The 20,130-nt window shown below is 63.9% G+C and carries 22 protein-coding genes; 15 read left to right on the top strand and 7 right to left on the bottom strand.

Going from position 1 to position 20,130, the window contains the following annotated elements; all coding sequences use genetic code 11:
* The first annotated feature begins 7 nt into the window (after positions 1-7).
* The 5 genes from GL286_RS11705 (at position 8) to GL286_RS11685 (ending at position 5,846) form a co-directional block, all read left to right on the top strand.
* Positions 8-805 carry a DeoR/GlpR family DNA-binding transcription regulator gene (locus GL286_RS11705; protein ID WP_155095754.1) on the top strand — a complete coding sequence of 266 codons (798 nt, stop codon included), beginning with the start codon at positions 8-10 and terminating at the stop codon, positions 803-805.
* The gene (locus tag GL286_RS11700; RefSeq protein WP_246184926.1) at positions 805-1,938 is read left to right on the top strand and encodes an MFS transporter; all 1,134 of its coding nucleotides are present in this window, start codon (positions 805-807) and stop codon (positions 1,936-1,938) included. The genes GL286_RS11705 and GL286_RS11700 overlap by 1 nt, the downstream gene beginning before the upstream one ends.
* A gap of 154 nt (positions 1,939-2,092) precedes the next feature.
* Positions 2,093-3,703: a calcium-binding protein gene (locus GL286_RS11695; RefSeq protein WP_155095752.1), complete on the top strand. Its 1,611-nt coding sequence runs from the start codon at positions 2,093-2,095 to the stop codon at positions 3,701-3,703.
* A gap of 265 nt (positions 3,704-3,968) precedes the next feature.
* Complete coding sequence (locus tag GL286_RS11690; RefSeq protein WP_155095751.1) at positions 3,969-5,135, top strand: calcium-binding protein; 1,167 nt, start codon at positions 3,969-3,971, stop codon at positions 5,133-5,135.
* Positions 5,136-5,510: 375 nt separating this feature from the next.
* Positions 5,511-5,846 carry a cupin domain-containing protein gene (locus tag GL286_RS11685; RefSeq protein WP_155095750.1) on the top strand — a complete coding sequence of 112 codons (336 nt, stop codon included), beginning with the start codon at positions 5,511-5,513 and terminating at the stop codon, positions 5,844-5,846.
* A 1-nt stretch (position 5,847) separates the two neighbouring features.
* Here the strand turns inward: GL286_RS11685 and nikR are convergent, their stop codons facing one another.
* Positions 5,848-6,261, bottom strand: coding sequence for a nickel-responsive transcriptional regulator NikR (gene nikR, locus GL286_RS11680; RefSeq protein ID WP_155095749.1), 414 nt, complete (start codon positions 6,259-6,261; stop codon positions 5,848-5,850).
* Positions 6,262-6,430: 169 nt separating this feature from the next.
* Between nikR and GL286_RS11675 the strand changes: the two genes are divergently transcribed.
* From GL286_RS11675 to GL286_RS11655, 5 genes are read left to right on the top strand one after another with little or no spacing between them, the layout of a single operon-like run.
* Positions 6,431-7,969, top strand: a complete 1,539-nt coding sequence (locus tag GL286_RS11675) for an ABC transporter substrate-binding protein (RefSeq protein ID WP_155095748.1) — start codon at positions 6,431-6,433, stop codon at positions 7,967-7,969.
* Positions 7,970-8,935: an ABC transporter permease gene (locus GL286_RS22515; RefSeq protein WP_155095747.1), complete on the top strand. Its 966-nt coding sequence runs from the start codon at positions 7,970-7,972 to the stop codon at positions 8,933-8,935.
* Positions 8,932-9,744: an ABC transporter permease gene (locus tag GL286_RS11665; protein ID WP_155095746.1), complete on the top strand. Its 813-nt coding sequence runs from the start codon at positions 8,932-8,934 to the stop codon at positions 9,742-9,744. Before GL286_RS22515 ends, GL286_RS11665 begins: the two co-directional genes overlap by 4 nt.
* The gene (locus GL286_RS11660; protein ID WP_155095745.1) at positions 9,738-10,514 is read left to right on the top strand and encodes an ATP-binding cassette domain-containing protein; all 777 of its coding nucleotides are present in this window, start codon (positions 9,738-9,740) and stop codon (positions 10,512-10,514) included. Before GL286_RS11665 ends, GL286_RS11660 begins: the two co-directional genes overlap by 7 nt.
* Positions 10,507-11,205, top strand: coding sequence for an ABC transporter ATP-binding protein (locus GL286_RS11655; RefSeq protein WP_155095744.1), 699 nt, complete (start codon positions 10,507-10,509; stop codon positions 11,203-11,205). Before GL286_RS11660 ends, GL286_RS11655 begins: the two co-directional genes overlap by 8 nt.
* Here GL286_RS11655 and GL286_RS11650 read toward each other — a convergent pair.
* The gene (locus GL286_RS11650) at positions 11,141-11,341 is read right to left on the bottom strand and encodes a helix-turn-helix transcriptional regulator (protein WP_155095743.1); all 201 of its coding nucleotides are present in this window, start codon (positions 11,339-11,341) and stop codon (positions 11,141-11,143) included. The genes GL286_RS11655 and GL286_RS11650 overlap by 65 nt on opposite strands.
* Positions 11,338-11,706, bottom strand: a complete 369-nt coding sequence (locus GL286_RS11645) for a hypothetical protein (RefSeq protein ID WP_155095742.1) — start codon at positions 11,704-11,706, stop codon at positions 11,338-11,340. Before GL286_RS11645 ends, GL286_RS11650 begins: the two co-directional genes overlap by 4 nt.
* A gap of 125 nt (positions 11,707-11,831) precedes the next feature.
* Here GL286_RS11645 and GL286_RS11640 point away from each other — a divergent pair, with 125 nt between their 5' ends.
* The 5 genes from GL286_RS11640 to GL286_RS11620 all read left to right on the top strand — a co-directional run bounded on the left by GL286_RS11640 (position 11,832) and on the right by GL286_RS11620 (position 16,465).
* On the top strand, positions 11,832-12,665 hold the full coding sequence (locus GL286_RS11640) for a MurR/RpiR family transcriptional regulator (protein WP_155095741.1): 834 nt from the start codon (positions 11,832-11,834) through the stop codon (positions 12,663-12,665).
* 177 nt (positions 12,666-12,842) lie between these two features.
* Positions 12,843-13,871: a TRAP transporter substrate-binding protein gene (locus GL286_RS11635; RefSeq protein WP_155095740.1), complete on the top strand. Its 1,029-nt coding sequence runs from the start codon at positions 12,843-12,845 to the stop codon at positions 13,869-13,871.
* 4 nt (positions 13,872-13,875) lie between these two features.
* Positions 13,876-14,463, top strand: coding sequence for a TRAP transporter small permease subunit (locus GL286_RS11630; RefSeq protein WP_155095739.1), 588 nt, complete (start codon positions 13,876-13,878; stop codon positions 14,461-14,463).
* Entirely contained in the window at positions 14,460-15,767 is a 1,308-nt protein-coding gene (locus tag GL286_RS11625) for a TRAP transporter large permease (RefSeq protein WP_155095738.1), read from the top strand. The genes GL286_RS11630 and GL286_RS11625 overlap by 4 nt, the downstream gene beginning before the upstream one ends.
* Before the next feature lie 5 nt (positions 15,768-15,772).
* The gene (locus tag GL286_RS11620) at positions 15,773-16,465 is read left to right on the top strand and encodes an aspartate/glutamate racemase family protein (protein ID WP_155095737.1); all 693 of its coding nucleotides are present in this window, start codon (positions 15,773-15,775) and stop codon (positions 16,463-16,465) included.
* 68 nt (positions 16,466-16,533) lie between these two features.
* Here the strand turns inward: GL286_RS11620 and GL286_RS11615 are convergent, their stop codons facing one another.
* The 4 genes from GL286_RS11615 to GL286_RS11600 all read right to left on the bottom strand — a co-directional run bounded on the left by GL286_RS11615 (position 16,534) and on the right by GL286_RS11600 (position 20,025).
* The gene (locus tag GL286_RS11615) at positions 16,534-17,412 is read right to left on the bottom strand and encodes an alpha/beta fold hydrolase (protein ID WP_155095736.1); all 879 of its coding nucleotides are present in this window, start codon (positions 17,410-17,412) and stop codon (positions 16,534-16,536) included.
* 49 nt (positions 17,413-17,461) lie between these two features.
* Complete coding sequence (locus GL286_RS11610; protein ID WP_155095735.1) at positions 17,462-18,163, bottom strand: glutamine amidotransferase; 702 nt, start codon at positions 18,161-18,163, stop codon at positions 17,462-17,464.
* 79 nt (positions 18,164-18,242) lie between these two features.
* A complete protein-coding gene (locus GL286_RS11605; RefSeq protein ID WP_211596299.1) occupies positions 18,243-18,995 on the bottom strand; it encodes an isochorismatase family protein in 753 nt (250 codons plus the stop codon).
* A gap of 58 nt (positions 18,996-19,053) precedes the next feature.
* Positions 19,054-20,025: an alpha/beta fold hydrolase gene (locus GL286_RS11600; protein ID WP_155095734.1), complete on the bottom strand. Its 972-nt coding sequence runs from the start codon at positions 20,023-20,025 to the stop codon at positions 19,054-19,056.
* Between the last annotated feature and the right edge of the window lie 105 nt (positions 20,026-20,130).

Below are 20,130 nucleotides of genomic sequence, written 5' to 3'. Positions count from 1 at the left end.
CACGTTTATGCGCGATTCATCACGATTTCCGACCCAGCGGAAGCAAACGATCCGGAACCGGCTGCTGGCGGGCGTTCCGGTGCTGTCGAATGATCTGGCAGCCGAATTCGGCGTCTCCGAAGACGCCATCCGCCGCGATCTGCGCAGTCTTTCCGCCGAAGGGGTCTGCGAGCGGGTCTATGGCGGTGCCTTGCCGCTTTCGACGGCCTCGGGGCCGCTCACGTCACGCCTGAATGACAGTCCGGCCGAGAAATCCCGCCTTGCCGCCCGCGCGCTTGACCTGATCTGCGCCGGAGAGACAGTGTTTCTGGACTCCTCCTCAACCAATCTTTCGCTGGCGCGGCAAATGCCGCAGGTCCTCGGGGTCAATATCGTGACGAACTCGGTCCTGATCGCGGCGGCGCTGATCGAACGGCCCGGGATCGAGGTGAATATCCTTGGCGGGCGCGTGAACCACCATGTCGGTGGCCGCGTGGATGCCAAGGCGCTGGACGCTTTGGCCGAATACAGCATCGACCGGTGCTTTCTGGGTGCCTGTGCCTTTGACCCGTCCGAGGGGCTGGCGGGTTTCGACCGCGACGATGTGATCTTCAAGCGTGGCCTGCTGGAGATGGCGCGGTCCACCGCCGTCATGCTGACAACCGAAAAGCTGGGCACATTCGCCCCCTATCGCATTTGCAAGCCGACCGGAATCGGCACCTACATCCTGTCACCCGATGCAGGACAAACGCTGCGCGACGGCCTGTCGGGCGCGGGATGCAGGGTGCTGCTTGCCGAACCGGACCCCCTGAAAGAGCCAATATGATGAACAACAATCGCCCCGAGACGCGACTGGCCACGCGCCTGTCCTTTGTGGCTGCGGGTTTTGCCATGGCCTGCTGGGCACCGCTGGTGCCCTATGCCAAGCAGGCCGTCGGCGTAGACGAGGCGGGGCTGGGCCTGTTGCTGCTATGCCTTGGCGGCGGGTCGATCATGGCCATGCCGCTGACCGGCTGGCTGGCCGCGAAGGTCGGAAGCAAGCCCCTGATCCTTGGCGGCGGACTGGGATTGGTCCTGCTGCTGCCGTTCCTTGTTCTGGCGCATAGCGCCCCGCTGCTGGCTTTGGCCTTGCTGGCATTCGGCGCGTCGCTGGGCACGCTCGACGTCGCGATGAACATCCACGCGGTCGAGGTCGAGCGCGATTCGAGCAAGCCGATGATGTCGGGCTTTCACGCCATGTTCAGCATCGGCGGCTTTGCGGGCGCGGGCAGCGTCACCCTGCTTCTGGCCGCAGGCGTGACTCCGGTCGCCGCCGCGCTGTTCGGCAGCGCCCTGACACTGGCCGCTTTGCTGGTCGCCTGGCCGCGCCTTTTGCTGGCCCGTGCCGGAGAGGCGATGCCCTTTGCCCTGCCGCGTGGTATCGTGCTGCTGCTGGCGGTCCTTGCCGGGCTTACCTTTCTGGTCGAGGGCGCGGTGCTTGACTGGGGCGCGCTTCTGGTCACGGCGCGCGGTCTGCTGGACCCCGCCCAAGGGGGCGTCGGCTACATGCTATTTGCCGGAGCAATGACGCTGGGCAGGCTGACCGGCGACCGGATCGTCGCCAGATTCGGCGGCCGCCCCGTCCTGACCGCCAGCGGCATCGTCGCGATCCTTGGCATCGCATTGCTGTTGGTCTCGCCCGTGACGGCGATCGCGCTGTCGGGTTTCGTGCTGATCGGGCTGGGAGCCGCGAATATCGTGCCGGTCCTGTTCAGCCTTGCCGGTCGGCAAACGGCCATGCCTCCGGCCCTGGCCATCGCTGCCGTGACGACCATCGGCTATGCTGGCATATTGCTTGGCCCCGCCGTGCTGGGCTTTGTCGCGCACCGGTTCGATCTGGTTGTCGCCTTCACGCTTCTGGCGCTGCTGCTAGCGGCAATCCCGCTTTCGGCAGGTATCGTGACAAGGGCGAAATCCTGACAGCGCGACCATCCGCCCTTCGGTCCTTAGACAGGTGTGCGGAACCTGCGTCCATGGTGCAACACCCGCGCGATGCCGTGGCGTGGAACCGGCATAGCGGTTTGTACCGCCGGTTTCGCGCAACTAACGAGGCGCCACCCCTTAGGAGAGCGCCATGTCCCGTCACACCGTCACTGCCCGCACCTATGTCACGCTGAACGGTCCTGCCCAAGGCAATGCCGGTTGGGGTCTGGAATTGAAGACCAGCGGGGCAGGGGCCGGCAACATGCGGGTCATGGATGTCTATTCGCAAGGCACGGGCAGCAACTGGACATTCCTTGGCGGGATCAGCTTCTTTCCCGACTACTCGGGCGTTACGACGCTGGGCGGAAGCGAGCTGATCGGGCGCGGCTATGCGCTGGCAACCGTCCCGCGCGGTACACCTCTGGCGCAGCTGGCGGTCAGCGACCGCGTCACGCTGGGGCAGGGCAATTTCCTGATCGAGGGCAGCGCCCGCGGCGATACATGGAACGGCGCGCGTGGCGGCCATGACGAGATCTACGGGCTGGGTGGCAATGACACCCTGTCTGGCGGTGCCGGTAACGATTCGATCAGCGGCGGCACGGGCAGCGACCGGCTGGAAGGCGGTGCGGGCAACGATCTGTTGATCGGCAATGGCGGACGCGACACCCTGATCGGCGGCGCAGGCAATGACCGCTACCACGTCGATCCGCAGGATGTGGTGATCGAGGCAGCCGGACAGGGCCGCGACCACGTCTTCGCCGATTTCGATTATGCACTGACCGCCAATATCGAGGACCTGACCCTGACCGGCACTTTTGGCGGCGGCGGGACGGGCAATGACCTTGCAAACCGCATTCAGGGCAATTCCTACTGGAACCTGCTGCGCGGCCATGACGGCAATGACAGCCTGTTCGGAGGCGGGCACGATGACACGCTGATCGGCGGCAACGGAAACGATTTACTGCAAGGTGACGCAGGTTCGGACGTATTGCGCGGCAGCGAGGGGATCGACACGGCTTCCTATGCCGGAAATATCTCGGTTCGGGTCGATCTGTCGAACAAAAGCTGGCAGGACACCGGACATGGAATCGACATGCTGGCCGGTATCGAGAACCTCGTCTCGGGCGCGGGCCGCGACACCCTGACCGGAGACGCGGGGGCCAATGTCCTGAATGGCGGCGCGGGCTACGACCTTTTGACCGGAGGGGCGGGCAACGACACGCTGATCGGTGGTCTTGGGGCCGATACCATGGTCGGGGACGCGGGCAATGACGTCTATTGGGTCGATCATGCCAGTGATCGGGTGATCGAAGCGATTGTGGGCGGCATTGACCGTATCAATTCGAGCATCGGTATCGATCTGGCGCGGCCCGGCAATGTCTATGCCAATGTCGAGAACGTCGTTCTGACCGGAAGCGCCTCGGTCTCGGTCCTTGGCACCGCCGCCAATAATGCCCTGACCGGAAACGCAGCGGCGAATGGCATCTCCGGACGCGCGGGCAATGACATCCTGACCGGAGGTGCCGGAGCGGATACCTTCGTTTTCGGTGCGAATTTCGATCAGGACCGGATCGTCGATTTTCAGGACGGGATCGACCGCATCCGCCTGCAGGGGTTCGGCGATGTGACGAACATGGCGCAGGCCCGCGCCCATGCGTCCCAGGTCGGCGCAAACGTGGTGTTCGATTTCGGAGATGGCGACGTGCTGACCGTCCAGAATGCCCGCATCAATGCCGTGCTGGATGACCTGATTTTCGCCTGAGACCCCGATACCGGCCCCTGCTGCACGGCGATCTGCCGGATTGTCGTGCAGCGGGACCACCGGACCGGCGAATGCCAGCGCACTGGTCCTTCTGGTCCGGCCTGTCCGCGATAGATTTTGCGGCAAATCACGCGACATGCTAGATTGATCCGCGAATGACGGACCGCCCCTGATGGGCGGCACGATTCCCTTCTCCCACCACGCTACACGAGCGCAACCGATCCCCGCAGAGCGTTCTGCAGGATCGTTTTGAGGAGGAAATTCCATGGCTGTGATCAAACTTTCCGGCAGTAACCGCTATCTGTTGCCGGACATCTATACCGTGGACGACACGGTCATCTTCCGCGGCACCCAAGGCGACGACACGCTGTTCGGCGGCGGCGGCGAGGGTATCACTATTTTCCGCGCCACGGCCGGCGACGATCTGTATGGCACCACTGGGAACAGCGTTTCCTGGGTCATCGCCGATTACAGCAAAGCGCCGGACGCGATTTTCGTCAATCTTGACGCGAAAGGCGAACGAACCTTTGTCGACGAACACGGGACCACGCGGACCGTGTCGCTGTTCGGCATGGTCAAGGACGGTTTTGGCGGCACCGACTGGTTCGCGGCCGATCCCGCATATGACAGCAGTTCCGTTACGACGATCTACGGCTCGCGCTTTGACGACACGATGATCAGTTCCGGCTTCGCGGATTTCAACGGCGGCGCAGGCGACGACCGGCTGGTCGGATCATGGCTGCGGGGCGATGCCGGAGACGACGTCCTGATCGCGTCGCAGGATTGGGATCCCGAAAAATACTGGCCGGCGAGTTCCCTTGGGGGCGGGGAAGGCGACGATTTCATATGGGCCACGGATTTCGAGGACCTCATTAGCGGCGGCAACGGAAATGACAGGATTTTTGCCCGTGGCGGCGATGATGGCTATGTGATCGGGCAAAGAGGCAACGACTATGTCGACGGAGGCTCGGGCGACGATTTCATCGACGGCGGGAAAGGTCGCGACACCATGGTCAGCGGCTCGGGCAGCGACATCATCAATCCCGATATCGCCTACTTCCAGTTGGACCCCAACCAGAAGCGCGACCAGAATGCCGATGTGATCTTCGTGAGCCGCCAAGATCTGGGCGACGATACCGATTACGTCCTGTCGCGCTCGTTCGAGGCCGAACGCGATCAGGTTAGGTTCGGCGCGGCGGTGTCGCACGGCAACGACTTCCGGATCTTCTACGAGAAACTTTCGATCAACCCCGACACCGGAGAGCCCTATGCCCCTCCGTCCGATACCGATCTGAAAAACAAGCTGAACACCGTCCTGCAGATCGATGTGGACGGGGACGGCTTCGGCAAGGGCGCGGCGGATGAGGACGATTATTTCCTGATCGTCGCCGACGTCAAACTATCCCTTTACGACGATTACATCCTGACCTGAATGCACGGCCGGATGGCATTCGCCTGATGGCGGTCGGGCTGCGGCTCAAGCTCCCCGCAGCTTGAAGCGCATGATTGCGCGCAACCAGCCGGAAGGCGGCACTGCAGCCGATTGCGTCGCTGGCGAGGCGGGTGTTCCGGTGCCCCTTCGCCAGCACCATCGGCCGAAACCGTATTGCGATCAGGCAGGAGTTCTTCAAGCCCTCGACACGCTGCGGGCGCAACTGGCCACGCGCCGGAACTGCAAGCAATCCAAGGGCGACAGCCCGCTCGATCTGGGGCAATATTCGGGAAATGCGCGGCTGGTCCTGCTGGTCCGCGGCGCGAGAGCAGCAGTCTTGCCCGAAAGCGCGGCCCCAACCCACGAAGGAACAATATGGCCCGACCCCATGCCTTATCCGGCGAGATCGTCAGCCTTGCCCCGCCCGAAGCCGGTCTGTCCGAGGTCAAGACCCACGCACTGGTCAAGACACCGGAATTCGAGGCGATCCGCCTGTTTCTGGCCGCGGGCAAGGAGCTGAAAGACCACAAGGTCGATGGCAGCATCACCCTGCAATGTCTGGACGGGGTGGTCGATTTCCGCTTCGGCCAACAGGTCCGCCGGATGCAGGCGGGAGACTGGCTTTATCTCGACGGCGGAGTGATCCATTCCCTTTGGGCACATGAGGACGCGGCGCTGCTTCTGACGATCATGCTGCGACCGCCGACCTGACCTAAGCGGTACCTTTGCCCGAGGGGATGATCACCACCTCGCCGTTCTGGATATTGCGCTGCGCGACCAAGTGATCAGCAAAATGGCGGACCTCGCCAACGCTGCCTTTCAGGATCGAAACCTCCAGACACTGGTCATGGTCCAGATGGATATGCAGCGAGGACACCGTCAACTGGTGATGGTCGTGATGCGCCGCCGTCAGCTTGCGCGACACCTCGCGGGAATGGTGGTCGTAGGTATAGACCATCGCGGCCACGCAAGGCGCATCCGGAGCCGCCTCGACCCGCGCCCGCGCCAGTCCGGCCCGCGCCAGATCGCGGATCGCCTCCGAGCGGTTGGCATAGCCGCGTTCGGCCATGATCTGGTCCAGATCCGCCATTAGCTCGTCATCAAGAGTGACAGTGACACGCTGCATGTGCCGATCCTCATGTCTAAAAATCGGGCAGATTCAATCAGAAATCGTCCCTTTCCGCAAGAAATGCCCGTCCGGCGCCCCAAGTGCAAGCCGGTGCGGTTGCGCATGGTCGCCGTCTGAAAGTATGCGGATTTTAAGGATTCGTCATACTTGCAAGGTCCAGACCCCCATGCCCGTCATCCGCAACGCTGTGACCGCCCTGTTCATCTCTGCCATCGCGGCACAGGCCGATGCGCCGAATCTGGTTCTGGCCATCGGCGGCGAGCCGGAAACCGGTTTCGACCCCCTGCTGGGTTGGGGCGGCTATGGCAACCCGCTGTTTCAATCGACATTGCTGAAGCGCGATGTCGATCTGGCGACCGAAGCCGATCTGGCGACCGATTGGACGCTGTCCGAAGACCGGCGGGTCTGGACCGTGACGATCCGGAGCGACGCCAAGTTCTCGGACGGAACGCCACTGACCGCGCGGGATGTCGCGTTTACCTTTACCAAGGCCAAAACCTCGGCCGGTGCGCTTGACCTGCATGTGATGGTATCGGCCGAGGCGCTGGACGATCACACGGTCAGGATCACACTGGACCGGCCTTGGATCACCTTTGTCGAGGCATTCTACACTTTGGGCATCGTTCCGGCGGCATCATACGGGCCGGATTACGGGCGGAATCCTGTCGGCTCGGGCCCTTACAAGCTGGTGTCATGGGCCGAGGGCGAGCAACTGATCGTCGCCCGCAACGAGAATTATTACGGCACCTCCGCGCCTTTCCCGCAGATCACATTCCTCTTCACCGGAGAGGATGCCGGACTGGCTGCGGCCAATGCGGGGGTGGTGCATCTGGCATCGGCTCCGGCGCAATTGGCCGATGCCGTGCCCGCGAATTTCCACGCTGTTGCGGTCAGGACGGTGGACAATCGCGGCCTGAGCCTGCCCTTTGCCCCCCCGCGCGAGCAGGACGGGCGCAGGATCGGCAATGCGGTGACGTCCGACCCCGCCATCCGCCGCGCGATCAATCTGGGGATCGACCGCGATCTGGTCGTGGATGTGGCGCTGCACGGTCACGGCACGCCCGCCTTCGGTCCCGCGGACGGGCTGCCTTGGTCGGGCAAGAACGAAACCACGACCCATGACCTGCAAGCTGTCAAGGCCCTGCTGGATCAGGCGGGCTGGAACCCTGCCGCCGACGGCATCCGCGAAAAGAACGGCGTCCGCGCCGCATTTCCGATCAACTATCCGGCCTCGGACGCCACGCGGCAGGCCTTGGCCGAAACTGCCGCCGAGTTGCTGCGCCCGCTGGGAATCCACGCGACGCCCGTCGGTGGCAGTTGGGATTCGATCGGCCGTGTCATGCATTCCGAGCCGGTGGTCTTCGGCTTCGGCAGCCATTCGCCCTATCAGCTTTACAGCCTTTTCGCCCAGCGGTTGGGCGGGGTCGAATATGCGAACCCCTCGTATTACGCGAACGCGAAAGTGGACGCGCTGTTCGAACAGGCGCAGGCCGCCGAAAGCCTTCAGGCGTCCTATCCCTATTGGTCCGAAGCCGCCGGAAGCTACGGCCTGAACGGCGACAATGGCTGGGCATGGCTGGTCAATCTGGATCATGTCTATTTCGTCAGCGATTGTCTGGACCTTGGCCGCACCCAGATCGAGCCGCATGGCCATGGCTGGCCGGTCACCGCCACCATCGCCACCTGGCGCTGGACCTGCGAATAGATGCCGGTCCTGGCTCGCCTGCTGCTGCGGCAGATATTGCTGCTGGTCGTGGTGGCACTGGCGGTTTTCCTGCTGATGAAGGCGTCTCCGGTCGATCCGGTCGATGCCTATCTTGGACCCGCAATCGCCCATGCCAGCCCCGAGCAGAAAGCCCAGATCGCCGCCGCTTGGGGTCTGGATCGTCCGGCGAAGGAACAGTTTCTGGCTTGGGCCGGACATGTCCTGACCGGAGATCTGGGCTTCAGCACGACCTATAACGCGCCCGTCGCGCAGGTCATGGCCGACCGGATAGGGGCCTCGCTGGCGCTGACGGGGCTGGCATGGCTGCTGTCGGGGATCATGGGTTTCGGCCTTGGGCTGGTGGCAGCGGCGGTGCAGGGGTCGTGGCTGGATCGCGGCATCCGGATCTATTGCTATGTGCTGGCCTCGACGCCGACCTTCTGGCTGGCGATGCTGATGCTCATGCTGTTTTCGGTGCGGCTGGGCTGGACGCCCGTCTGCTGCGCCGGTCCCGTCGGCGTTCCGCAGGACGAGGTCGACTTTCTCGCGCGGCTGCACCATCTGGTCCTGCCGCTGGCCGCGCTGACCCTGTTCGGCGTCGCGCAAATCGCCTTGCACACGCGGGTAAAGCTGATCGAGGTGCTGCAATCGGATTATGTCCTTCTGGCCCGCGCCCAAGGTGCGGGTCGGGTGGATATCGTGCTGCGCCACGGCATCCGGAACGCGGCGCTTCCGGCGCTGACCGCGCTGATGGCCGCCAGCGGCGAGATTTTCGGCGGCTCGATCCTGGCCGAGCAGGTCTTCGCATGGCCCGGTCTGGGTCGCGCCACCGTCGAGGCGGGCATGAAGGGCGACGTGCCCCTGCTGCTGGCCATCGCGATGCTCAGCGCGGTGATCGTCTCAAGCGCGAACATGATCGCCGACCGGCTGTCGCGGCGCATCGATCCGCGCATGGGCGTAGCATGAACGGGCGGGTCGGGGCCTTGCTGGCCGCCTTGCTGGCAGCCATGCTGATCGTCGCGATTGCCTTGGCCCCTGCGGGATTGGGCGAAACCGGCATCCGCGCCGACTTTGCCGCCCGCAACCTCGCCCCGCAATCGGGGCATCTTTTCGGCACCGACCAGATGGGGCGGGACATGCTGGCGCGCAGCCTGCACGGTCTGGCGCTCAGCCTTGAAATTGGCTTGATCGCGGCGGGGCTGTCGGTCGCGATTGCCATTCTGATGGCGACGCTCTCGGGGCTGGGGCGGGGTACCGACCGGATTGCGGGATTTGTCACCGATGCCATGCTGGCCATGCCGCATCTGATGCTGCTGATCCTGATCTCTTTCGCCTTGGGCGGAGGAACGGCGGCGGTCGTCATCGCTGTGGCGATCAGCCATTGGCCAAGGCTTGCCCGCATCCTGCGCGCCGAATTGCTGCAAGTCGCCGCCGCGCCCTATATCGAAACCTCGCGAGCGCTTGGCCGCTCGCGGGTGTTCATCATCCGGCATCACATCCTGCCGCATCTTCTGCCGCAAGCCTTGGTCGGGTTTCTGCTGATGTTCCCGCACGCCATCCTGCACGAGGCCGGACTGACCTTTCTGGGCTTCGGGCTAGAACCCTCGCGTCCCGCCATCGGTGTCATGCTGACCGAGGCGATGCGCCATATCAGCGCCGGACGCTGGTGGCTGGCGTTGTTCCCCGGTGCCATGCTGCTGGCCTTGGTGCTGGCCTTCGAAACCCTCGGCAGCGCCCTGCGCCGCCTGATCACCCCGCGCGAGGCGCAATGCTGACGATCCGCGATCTCTCGGTCGGGTTCCGGCGCTATCGCGGGCTGTTCCGTCACGAGGAAACCAGCCGTCTCTCTGGTCTGAACCTGACGCTTGACGCCGGAGAGGTTCTGGCCGTGATCGGCGGGTCCGGCGCGGGGAAAAGCCTGCTTGCCCATGCCATTCTTGGCCTTTTGCCGCCGAACGCGGTGTTGCGCGGAAAGCTGGCATTTCGCGGGCAAGCCTTGAACCCCGTCTATCCGCCAGCCCTGCGCGGCCGGAAAATCGCGCTGATCCCGCAGCAGGTTTCCCACCTTGACCCGCTGGCCCGCACCGGCGCGCAAATGTCATGGGCCGCGCGTCGCAGCGGTAGTGCCGCCGATACCACGGCGCGGCTTGCCGCACTTGGTCTGCCCCCGCAAGTGGCGCAGCTATTCCCTGACCAGCTTTCGGGCGGGATGGCGCGGCGCGTGCTGCTGGCCATGGCAGAAGCCGGAGCGCCTGACCTGCTGATCGCCGACGAGCCGACCGCCGGTCTGGACCCCGAAAACCGTGACGCCGTATTGCGGATGCTTGGGGAACATGCGCGGCGCGGCGCCGGTATCCTGCTGATCACCCATGACCTGAAATCCGTGCTGCCAATCGCCGATCGCGTCGCCATTCTGGACGAAGGTCGGATGCGTGGCATCGAATTTCCGCGCAATTTCACGGGGAGGGGGGCGGAACTGACCTCGTCCTATGCCCGCGACCTGTGGCGGGCCTTACCCGAGAACGGATTCCTGACCGATGCTTGAGGCGCATGACCTTGCGGCGGGGTTCGATGGCCGGACGCTGTTCGACGGCGTGACATTCGCGCTGGAATCCGGCCGAATCATGGGCCTTTGCGGGGCCTCGGGCGCGGGGAAAACCACGCTGGGACGTGTGATCGCGGGGCTGCACCGACCAAGCGCGGGGGTGGTGCGGATCGACGGCCAGCAGCCCGCGTCCGGCAAGGCGCAACCGGTCCAGTACCTGCATCAAAGCCCGCTGGCAGCCATGAACCCGCGCTGGAAAATACGCTGTATTCTGGCCGAGGCGGGCCAGCCCGAGGCAGGGCTTCTGACCGCCTTCGGCGTCGATGCCGAATGGATGGGGCGCTTTCCGCACGAGCTTTCGGGTGGCCAGTTGCAGCGGATCTCGATCCTGCGCGCACTGACCGCCAATCCGCGCTACCTGATCGCCGACGAGATCACCGCCCCGCTTGATCCGGTCTCGCAGGCCCGCATCTGGCATCTGCTGGGCCAGATCGCGCGCAGCAAACAAATCGGCATTCTGGCCATCAGCCATGACCGGGCGCTGCTCGACCGCATCTGCTGTCAGGGCCGGTTCGAACTGGGGCAAAGGGGGCTGATACGGCACGAGGCCGCCGGCCCTGTCGGGGTTATCGATCCTGATCCGGCTGGAAGATCTGCTCGATCGGCAGGCCGAACAGCCGTGCGATGCTGAAGGCAAGCGGCAGGCTGGGATCGTAGCGCCCGCGTTCCAGCGCGTTGACCGTCTGCCGCGAGACTTGCAGATGCGCGGCCAGATCGGCCTGCGACCAGTTCCGCAGCTGGCGCAATTCCTGAATGCGGTTGTTCAATTGAAACGCAGCCGCCCGACCATGACCCCGATAAACCAGATCGTCGCCATCAACGGCCAGACCGCGAACATGGACAGTTTCGGGTAGCCCACGCCCTCAAGGAAGCCATAGGCGAAGGTGATCAGGGCGGTTCCGGCAAAGGCGGCGGCAAGGGCCTCGAATTGCAGCTTGCGCTGCATCTCGTCAAGGCAGCGGATGCTGCGGACGACGACGACACAGACAAAGATCGCGGGCAGCATCGGAGCAAGGGCGATCAGAGTGCGGGGTAGGCTGGCCTCGATCCCGAACCCCAGCAGCTTTTGCGACAGGATCAACGCCGCCACATAAGCAGCCAATCCGGCCAGAAGGGAAAGCAATCCGCGCATCGTCACTCCTCGTTTTGTAAAGCGACCTTTACATATGGCCATCAAGGGTGCGTGTCAAGTTTGCTTTACACCACCAGTCCTGAAGGACTGCTTTCCTGAAAAATTCTTTTCAGTTACAAAACGGCATGAGCAGAGAGCCAAGATTCCTGTCCCGCGTCCGCGCCGCATTGCCGACCCTGGGACCAGCCGAGCGAAAACTGGGAGAACTGGTCGCCGATTTCCCCGGCGAACTGGCCAGCTACAATGCCTCGGAACTGGCCCTGCTGGCCTCGGTTTCGAATGCCACCGTGACGCGTTTTGTCCGACGGCTGGGCTATGCCTCATACGAGGAAGCGCGCGTGGATGCCCGTCGCGAGCGGGTCTCGGGCTCTCGTCTATACGCCGATACGGACACGCCCGATGTGACGGATGTTTCGGGCCACGCCTTGCGCGACGGCGAGAATATCCGCGACACGCTGGCCCGCATCGACCTGCCCGCAATCGACGGGCTGACCGAAAAACTGCTTTCGGCGCGCAAGGTCTGGGTCATCGGCTTTCGCGCGTCGGCGGCCTTCGCATCCTATATGCAGTGGCAACTGACGCAGGTTATCGAAAATATTGTGGCCATTCCGGGTCCAGGGCAAACCATGGGCGAACATATCGCCAGCGTGCAGCAGGGTGATCTTGTCATCCTGTTCGCCTTGCGGCGACGGGTTGCCCAGACCGATCTGCTGATCGAGCGGATTGCCGCCAGCAAGGCGGCATTCGCGCTGATCTCGGACGAATCCATGCAGATCGAGCCCCGCGCCGACTGGCATCTGCACTGCGAGACGCGCTCCTCGGGGCCGCTGTTCAGTCATGCCGCCGTCATGTCGCTATGCGGCCTGATCGCGAATCGCGCCATCGTGCAGGCCGGAACCACGGGCCGCAGGCGGCTGGCCAGCATCGAACTGCTCAACGATTCTCTGGACGAGCTTTAAACTCTGCCGTCATTGCGGGCAAACTTAGCCGGATTCCGCTCTTATATCCGGCGATCCTGACCAGATAAGTGAAAATTCATTACCAGAAATGCAGGAATCCGTGACCGATCGTGAAAAATTGTTTTCATAAATGTATTCCGAAGCCATGCTGAGAAAAACAAATCCACAGGAGGTTCCATGTTCCGCTCGCTGTTGCTGTCTGCCTGTCTGCTTGTCCCCTTCACCGCATCTGCGGAAACCGTCACCCTGCGCGTTCTGGGCCAACCCTCGGGTTCGGGCCTGATCGCCCAGCAAAAGGAAGAGCCCTTCTTCAAGGCGCTGGCCGAGACGACCGGCCTTGACATCAAGGTCGAATACCTGCCGATCGACGTGGCGGGCATTCCCGACACCGACGGGTTGCGGGTGCTGAAATCGGGGCTTTTCGACATTGTCTCGATCCGCGGCCCGCAGGTCAGCCGCGACGAGCCCTCGGTTCTGGGCCTTGACCTTGTCGGGTTGAACACCGGCTTTGCCGTCGGGCGCGAGCATGTCGACGCGTTCATGCCCTATGTCGACAGCCGCATGCAAAGCGCGTTCAACGCCAAGCTGGCCGGCATGTGGCCCGCCGGTCCGCAGGTCCTGTTCTGCAAGCCTGAGGTTGCCGGCCTTGCCGATCTGAAGGGGCTGAAGGTGCGGGTAGGCGACCAGTCGGCCGCGAATTTCGTCGGGCAGCTCGGCGCTACCGGAGTTTCGATGCCCTTCGGCGAGGTGCAGCAATCCCTCGCGCGCGGGGTGGTCGATTGCGCGATCACCGGACCGGCATCGGCCAATACCGGCGGCTGGCCCGAGGCAACGACCACTGTCCTGCCCATCGCGCTGCAACTCGCGATGAACGGCTATGCGATCAACCTGAAATCTCTGGAGAAATTCAGCGCAGATGACCAGAAGAAACTTGAGACTGCCCTGACGCAGCTATCCTCGGACATCTGGTCCTTCTCGGAAGAACTCTATGTCGATGCGATGAACTGCAACACCGGCAAGGAACCCTGCGAACGCGGGAAACCCTATAAGCTGACCGAAGCGCCGGTGTCGGACGCAGATCTGAAAGCCGTGTCGGCCGCCGTGACCGAGATCTCGTTGCCGATCTGGGCCAAGCAATGCGATGCCGTCGCGACCGATTGCGCCGAAACATGGCGGCAGACGGTCGGCGCTAAAATGGGCCTGTAAGGCGATGCAGCAATATACCCGCGTTCTGGGCATCGTCTTCGGCATGATGATGCTGGCGCTTTCGGCCGCGATCACCGCCGAGACCCTGATGCGCAAATTGCTGTCGATCTCGCTTGGCGGGATCGACGAACTGGGCGGCTATGCCATCGCCATCGCCGCGCCTTTAGCGTTCACCGTGGCATTGGCGGATCGGGCGCATATCCGCATCAGCCAGCTGACCAATCTGCTTCCGATGCGGGTTCAGGCGGTGCTTGATGTGGTGTCCGTCGTCAGCCTTGCCGCCTTGTCGGTCTTTTTCCTGCATTTCGCCATCCAGACCGTGCTGGACACATGGACCTACAAATCCATCGCCCAGACCCCTTGGGCGACGCCCCTGATCGTGCCGCAGGGCATCTGGCTGGTGGCGATGGCGACCTTTCCGCTGGCCGCCATCTGGCTTGGCCTGCGGGCGCTGCACCTGCTGGCGCGGCGCGACTGGCGGCAGATCCGCAAGGAATTCGGCACGCCCTCTGCCAATGAGGAACTTCAGGCCGAGTTGGAGGACCTGAAGCGCCGCGAAGCCGAGACCGGTCTGCAGGAGGTACGGACATGAGCATAGCCATTGTCGGCATCGGCTTCGGCGCGATGCTGGTCCTGATGTTCCTGTCGATCCCGATCGCGGTGACGATCATCGCGGTCGGCGGTTTCGGCGGCTGGATGATGTACGGGATGCCGCTGGTCGACATGATGGGCGGCGTGATCTGGTCCAGCCTGAACAGCCCGACCATGCTGGCGATCCCCTTGTTCATGCTGCTCGGCGAACTGCTGCTGCGCGGCGGGATCGCGGACCGGATGTATGACGCCATGGCGGTCTGGCTGGGCCGCTTACCCGGAGGGCTGCTGCATTCGAACATCGCCACCTGCACGCTGTTTTCGGCTACGTCGGGTTCGTCTGTGGCCACGGCGGCGACGGTCGGAACCATGGCCTTGCCCGCCTTGCAGCAGTACAAATACCCGATGGCGCCTTCGCTTGGTTCGCTGGCGGCGGGAGGGACGCTGGGCATCCTGATCCCGCCATCGGTCAACCTGCTGGTCTTCGGTTCGATCGCGAATACCTCGGTCGGGCAATTGTTCGCGGCGGGCGTCGTGCCGGGGCTGCTGCTGGCTTTCAGTTTCTCGGCCTATATCTTCCTGTTCCACGGCAAGGCCGGAGCCGAAGGATCGGCGATGCGGCAGATCCCCCTGCGCGAGAAACTGGTGCTGGCGCGGCATCTGATCCCGCCGGTGGTCATCTTCGGCGTGGTCATGGGCTCGATCTATGGCGGTCTAGCCACACCCACCGAATCCGCCGCACTCGGGGTGATGCTGGCCGTCGGCTTCGTGGCGGGGGCGGGCCGGTTGAACTGGGATCTGCTGGCGAACTGCTCGATTCAGGCGGCGCGGACCTCGGGCATGGTGATGATCGTTCTGGTGGTGTCGCTGCTGTTGAACGTCACCATCTCGATGACCGGAGCGGCGCAGGCCATGACCAGTTGGATCGCCGGATTCGAGCTGGGCAGGATGCAGTTGCTGATCGTGCTGTTGCTGTTCTACGTCGTCCTTGGCACGTTCATGGATGCGATGTCGATGCTGGTGCTGACGGTGCCGATCCTGCTGCCGGTGATCCTGCATGCGGGCATTGATCCGATCTGGTTCGGCATTTTCGTCGTCATCATGTGCGAGATCGCGCTGATCACGCCTCCGGTCGGGATGAACCTGTTCGTCGTGCATGGCGTCCGCAAGGATGGCGGCGATTATGGCGACGTCATCCGCGGGGCCGTGCCTTACGTCGCCGTGATGATGGCTTTTGCCGTGGTCCTGATGGTCTGGCCCGGGCTGGTCACGTGGCTGCCCGACATGCTGGCGGGACGCGGATGAGCCTGATGACTCCGTCTATTGCCGGTCGGGAGTTTTCCGGCCGGTCCGACCTGCGCGGCCGTATCCTTGTCGTTAACCCCAACAGCAATCCGGCAGTCAATATCCTGTTGCAGGGTTTGGCCGAACGGGTGCTGCCGTCGGGCGTGACGGCGCGTGTGATCCAGCCCGATAGCGGGCCGCCCGCGATCCAGACACCCGCAGACCGGCTCATCGCCGAGCCGCTGGCGCTGGATCTACTGGCCAGACACAGGGGCTATGATGCCTATGTGATGGCCTGTTTCGACGATATCGCGCTGGTGCAGGCCCGCCGCTTCCTGCGCGCGCCGGTCGTGGGCGCGGTCGAGGCCTCGGTCGCGATGGCGCGGTTGGTGGCCAGCCGTTTCGCGGTCGTGACCACAGTCGAAACGGCGGTTCCGGGCATCCGAACGGTCCTTGAGGGTCTGGGTGCGACGCAGCAATGCAGCGTCCGTGCCGCAGGGGTGGGCGTTTCCGAGGCTGCGGGCGCGGGCGGCGACGCACGCATCGACGCGACGATCGAAAGCGCCCGCGATCTTGACGGCGCGGGCGCGATCATTCTGGGCTCTGCCGGACTTAGCGGTCGTGCCCGCGCGTTGGGCGAACGCCATGGCATCGTGGTCATCGACGCGATCGAGGCCGCGCTGCTGCTGGCCTTGACCGGACTGGCGCTGACGCCTTAGGCCACCTACGCGGACTGCCGGGCGCGGGCATTGGCCAACACCCGGCTTAAAGTCGAATGCGCCTCTGCTCAGGCCAGGGCCGGTTTCGCGCGGTTGCGCACGAAGCTCGCGATCAGATCGGCAGCGAGTTCGGGAACCTCGTGCTGCGGGCCGTGGCCCATCTGCGGCAGGACCACCAGGTGCAGGCTTTTCCAGCGACGCGACTGCGCGAACCAGTTCGGCGCGGGAAAGACGATCTCGTGATCACCGCTGATGACAAGGATCGGGATGCCGCAACCGGCAAGGAAATCGGCATAGCCGCCGGTATCGGCGAAGATTTCCTCTCCCGCGCGCTCCTGTAGCAGGCGCAGGTAGGTTTCGGGCGGGATCGGAGGACTGCGGTCCCCGCTACGCGAAGCGATGCGCTCATGCGAGCGGGCGGCGGCTTCGCGGCTGGCGGGGGACTCCGGCTCGAAGAACAGGATGGTTTCATCGGAAAGGTCGTTTTCGGGTTTCAGCGCGGTCTGCAGGAAGATCGGCTCCGACGGCGGGTCCAGCGGGCCGGGGGGCGAGGTTCCGATCAGCACGAGATGGCTGACGCGACGGGGAATGCGCGTGGTGGCGACCTGCGCCGCAAGCCCGCCCAGCGACCAGCCGCCAAGCGCGAACGTGTCGATCCCCAGCGCATCGGCCAGATCGATCACGTCATCGGCCAGCCGCTCGGGGCGGTAGCTTGCGGTGCCTGTCGATTGGCCTAGGCCGGTATAGTCAAAGGTGATGACGCGGAAATCCTGCGTCAGCGCGTCCAGAAAGGCGGGGTCCCAGCTGTCAAGGATGCCGCGGAACCGGACGCAAAGGATCAGCGGCGGACCGGCGCCGATCTCGCGATAGGCCAGTGTCCGGCCTTTGGACTGGACAAAGCGGGTGGCGGTGGTTCGGGCGGATTCAAGAGCTGCGGGGGCGTCCATGGCATCCTCGTTGTTTGGGTCGGGGCTTTGGCAAATCAGTCATGGCGGTTCAGGTGGCAAGATCGTCCAACCATTGCGCGAACATCCGTCGCGCCGCATCGGTCAAGGCGCCACCATGGCGCGTCGCATCAGCGCGCAACGCCGCAGGGTCGATCCCCGCCGAGGCGATCTCGTGGGCATGACCGACCAGCCAGCGTTCGAAACTCTGGCCGGTTTCGGCCTCGGGGTGGAATTGCAGGCCCAGTATGCGCGGGCCAAGCGCGAAGGCTTGCTGGCGGACCTGCACCGTCGAGGCCAGATTCACCGCCCCATCCGGCAGATCATAGGTATCGCCGTGCCAATGAAGCACGGGCACGTCTTCGAGATGGCAGAGCGGGCCGGCGCGCCCCGCCTCGGTCAGGCGGACGGGCGCAAAGCCGATCTCGCGCAGACCGGCTGGAAAGACGCGGCTGCCCAAGGCGGCCGCGATCAGTTGCGCGCCAAGGCAGATCCCCAGCGTGGGCAGGTCTTGCGCAAGTCGGGCCGCGATCCGGTCGCGCTCGTCTATCAGAAAGGGATAGGCCGAGGTTTCATAGACCCCGACCGGTCCGCCAAGGACGATCAGCAGGTCAGGACCGAGCGGGTCGAAATCGGGGAAACCGGCATCGCCAACGGTGGTGTATCGCAAGTTGTAGCCATGCTCGGCCAGCGGGGCGGCGAAGCTGCCCAGATCCTCGAAATGGACGTGCCGGATGGCCAATGCGGTTTTCATCTGCGTCCCTTTCGTGACGGTTGCGGCAAGTCACGCGGCGGTCGGGCACCAGCCCCCCGCCGCGTGTGTTCGCATCGCGTTATTTCGCGGCCACGACCTGCTGCGCCTTGGCATAGCTTTCGGCCACAGCGGCGTAATTCGGGGCGGCAAGTCCGTAAAGCACCGCCAGATCGGCGGCTTCGGGGCGCGCCCATGTCCGATGGGTTTCCGACAACACGGCATTCGTCGTGGTCGGAATGACCCCGCCCTGAACAAATCTGGCCAGACTGGTGCGCGAGGCCATTTCGCTGGGGTCGCCCGAGGCGTCGATGACCGCATAGACGTTGTAGCCGGCCAGTTTCGCGTCAAGGGCGGGGAACATCACGCAGACGCTGGTCCAGACACCGGCCATGACCAGCGTCTTGCGGCCGGTCGCGCGGACGGCCTCGACAAAATCGGCGTTGTCCCAAGCGTTCACCTCGCCCTTTCGCGGCACATAGACAGCATGGGGCGCGAATTCGTGGATCTCGGGCATCAGCGGACCATTCGGCCCGTTGGGCTCCGAGGCCGTGGTGATGACCGGAATATCAAGCAGCGTGGCCAGTTTCGCCATGGTCGCGGCATTCGCACGCAGATCCGAGATGCCGATATCCTTGACGGTCTGGAACAGGCCGGTCTGGTGGTCCAGCATCAGGAATACCGTATCCGCCGGATCAAGCAGAGCGGCACCGCCTCCGGTCGGAAGGACGCTGGGTCTGGTTTCCTGAGCCTGCGCTTGGAAGCCGTAGGGGACCGGCGCAAGGGCAAGCATCAGAAGCGACAGTGACAGGGTGAATTTACGCAGGCTGACCATTTCCAATCCTTTCCGACTGGGGGAGGGCTGAAGAGAGGCTGTGGCTGGTGTGGCGGGATCAGCTTCGGAAGAAGGCAAGCAGATCCGCGTTGATCACGTCGGCATGCGTGGTGCACATGCCGTGATCGAAACCGGCATAGGTCTTGAGCGTGCCGTTTTTCAGCAATTTCGCGGAGAGCGGGCCGGAATCCGCATAGGGCACGATCTGGTCGTCATCGCCATGCATCACCAGAACGGGGACAGTGATCGTTTTCAGATCCTCGGTGAAATCGGTCTCGGAAAAGGCCTTGATGCAGTCGTAATGCGCCTTGGCGCCGCCCATCATGCCCTGCCGCCACCAGTTCTCGATCACACCGGGGCTGGGCGTAGCACCGGGGCGGTTGTAGCCATAGAACGGCCCCGAGGGCACGTCCCTGAAGAATTGCGCCCGATTGGCGAGGAAAGCGGCGCGAAACCCGTCGAAAACCTCGATCGGCAGGCCGCCCGGATTGGCCTCGGTCCTGACCATGATCGGAGGGACCGCGCCGATCAGCACCGCCTTGCCGACGCGACCGGGCTTCGCCCTTGCGACATAGCGCGCGACCTCGCCGCCACCGGTCGAATGGCCGACATGGATCGCGCCCTTCAGGTCAAGCGCATCGGTCAGCGTCTCGACGTCGGCGGCATAGGTGTCCATCTCGTTGCCGGTAAAGGTCTGGGTCGAGCGGCCATGCCCGCGCCGGTCATGCGCGATGACGCGGAAGCCCTTGTCCAGAAAGAACACCATCTGGCTGTCCCAGTCATCCGAGGACAGCGGCCAGCCGTGGTGAAAGACGATGGCCTGCGCGTCACGCGGGCCCCAGTCCTTGTAGAAAATCTCGGTTCCGTCGGCGGTCTTGACGTAGGACATGATGAAATCTCCCTGTTTGGCGGTTTGCTCGGTGGCGAAGGTTTCAAAGGGCAGCATGGCAGCCGCGACAGCGGTTCCGGCTGCGATCAGGGTGTCGCGGCGCGTGATGCCGCCACGTGTCGGGATGGGATTGTCGGGCATGGTCATCTCCGTGTTGGAGGACTGCGGGGAAGCGACACCGGAATGCTGGCAGTAAGCGGAAGCAACAGCGAGTAAATCGTCGCAAATATCTGCAAAACCCGAGCC

The sequence above is a fragment of the Paracoccus aestuariivivens genome (assembly GCF_009711225.1).
In the GTDB taxonomy this organism is placed as follows: Bacteria; Pseudomonadota; Alphaproteobacteria; order Rhodobacterales; family Rhodobacteraceae; genus Paracoccus; species Paracoccus aestuariivivens.
Note: the sequence above shows the minus strand (reverse complement) of the source record. Positions and strands in the feature narration are given on the sequence as shown.

Coding starts and splice junctions, on each gene's coding strand:
- GL286_RS11655 (WP_155095744.1), top strand. CDS start 10,507: ATGCTTGAGGCGCATGACCTTGCGGCGGGGTTCGATGGCCGGACGCTG.
- GL286_RS11600 (WP_155095734.1), bottom strand. CDS start 20,025: ATGCCCGACAATCCCATCCCGACACGTGGCGGCATCACGCGCCGCGAC.
- GL286_RS11635 (WP_155095740.1), top strand. CDS start 12,843: ATGTTCCGCTCGCTGTTGCTGTCTGCCTGTCTGCTTGTCCCCTTCACC.
- GL286_RS11665 (WP_155095746.1), top strand. CDS start 8,932: ATGAACGGGCGGGTCGGGGCCTTGCTGGCCGCCTTGCTGGCAGCCATG.
- GL286_RS11700 (WP_246184926.1), top strand. CDS start 805: ATGAACAACAATCGCCCCGAGACGCGACTGGCCACGCGCCTGTCCTTT.
- GL286_RS11645 (WP_155095742.1), bottom strand. CDS start 11,706: ATGCGCGGATTGCTTTCCCTTCTGGCCGGATTGGCTGCTTATGTGGCG.
- GL286_RS22515 (WP_155095747.1), top strand. CDS start 7,970: ATGCCGGTCCTGGCTCGCCTGCTGCTGCGGCAGATATTGCTGCTGGTC.
- GL286_RS11660 (WP_155095745.1), top strand. CDS start 9,738: ATGCTGACGATCCGCGATCTCTCGGTCGGGTTCCGGCGCTATCGCGGG.
- GL286_RS11675 (WP_155095748.1), top strand. CDS start 6,431: ATGCCCGTCATCCGCAACGCTGTGACCGCCCTGTTCATCTCTGCCATC.
- GL286_RS11615 (WP_155095736.1), bottom strand. CDS start 17,412: ATGGACGCCCCCGCAGCTCTTGAATCCGCCCGAACCACCGCCACCCGC.
- GL286_RS11625 (WP_155095738.1), top strand. CDS start 14,460: ATGAGCATAGCCATTGTCGGCATCGGCTTCGGCGCGATGCTGGTCCTG.
- GL286_RS11690 (WP_155095751.1), top strand. CDS start 3,969: ATGGCTGTGATCAAACTTTCCGGCAGTAACCGCTATCTGTTGCCGGAC.
- GL286_RS11610 (WP_155095735.1), bottom strand. CDS start 18,163: ATGAAAACCGCATTGGCCATCCGGCACGTCCATTTCGAGGATCTGGGC.
- nikR (WP_155095749.1), bottom strand. CDS start 6,261: ATGCAGCGTGTCACTGTCACTCTTGATGACGAGCTAATGGCGGATCTG.
- GL286_RS11705 (WP_155095754.1), top strand. CDS start 8: ATGCGCGATTCATCACGATTTCCGACCCAGCGGAAGCAAACGATCCGG.
- GL286_RS11620 (WP_155095737.1), top strand. CDS start 15,773: ATGACTCCGTCTATTGCCGGTCGGGAGTTTTCCGGCCGGTCCGACCTG.
- GL286_RS11695 (WP_155095752.1), top strand. CDS start 2,093: ATGTCCCGTCACACCGTCACTGCCCGCACCTATGTCACGCTGAACGGT.
- GL286_RS11630 (WP_155095739.1), top strand. CDS start 13,876: ATGCAGCAATATACCCGCGTTCTGGGCATCGTCTTCGGCATGATGATG.
- GL286_RS11685 (WP_155095750.1), top strand. CDS start 5,511: ATGGCCCGACCCCATGCCTTATCCGGCGAGATCGTCAGCCTTGCCCCG.
- GL286_RS11640 (WP_155095741.1), top strand. CDS start 11,832: ATGAGCAGAGAGCCAAGATTCCTGTCCCGCGTCCGCGCCGCATTGCCG.
- GL286_RS11605 (WP_211596299.1), bottom strand. CDS start 18,995: ATGGTCAGCCTGCGTAAATTCACCCTGTCACTGTCGCTTCTGATGCTT.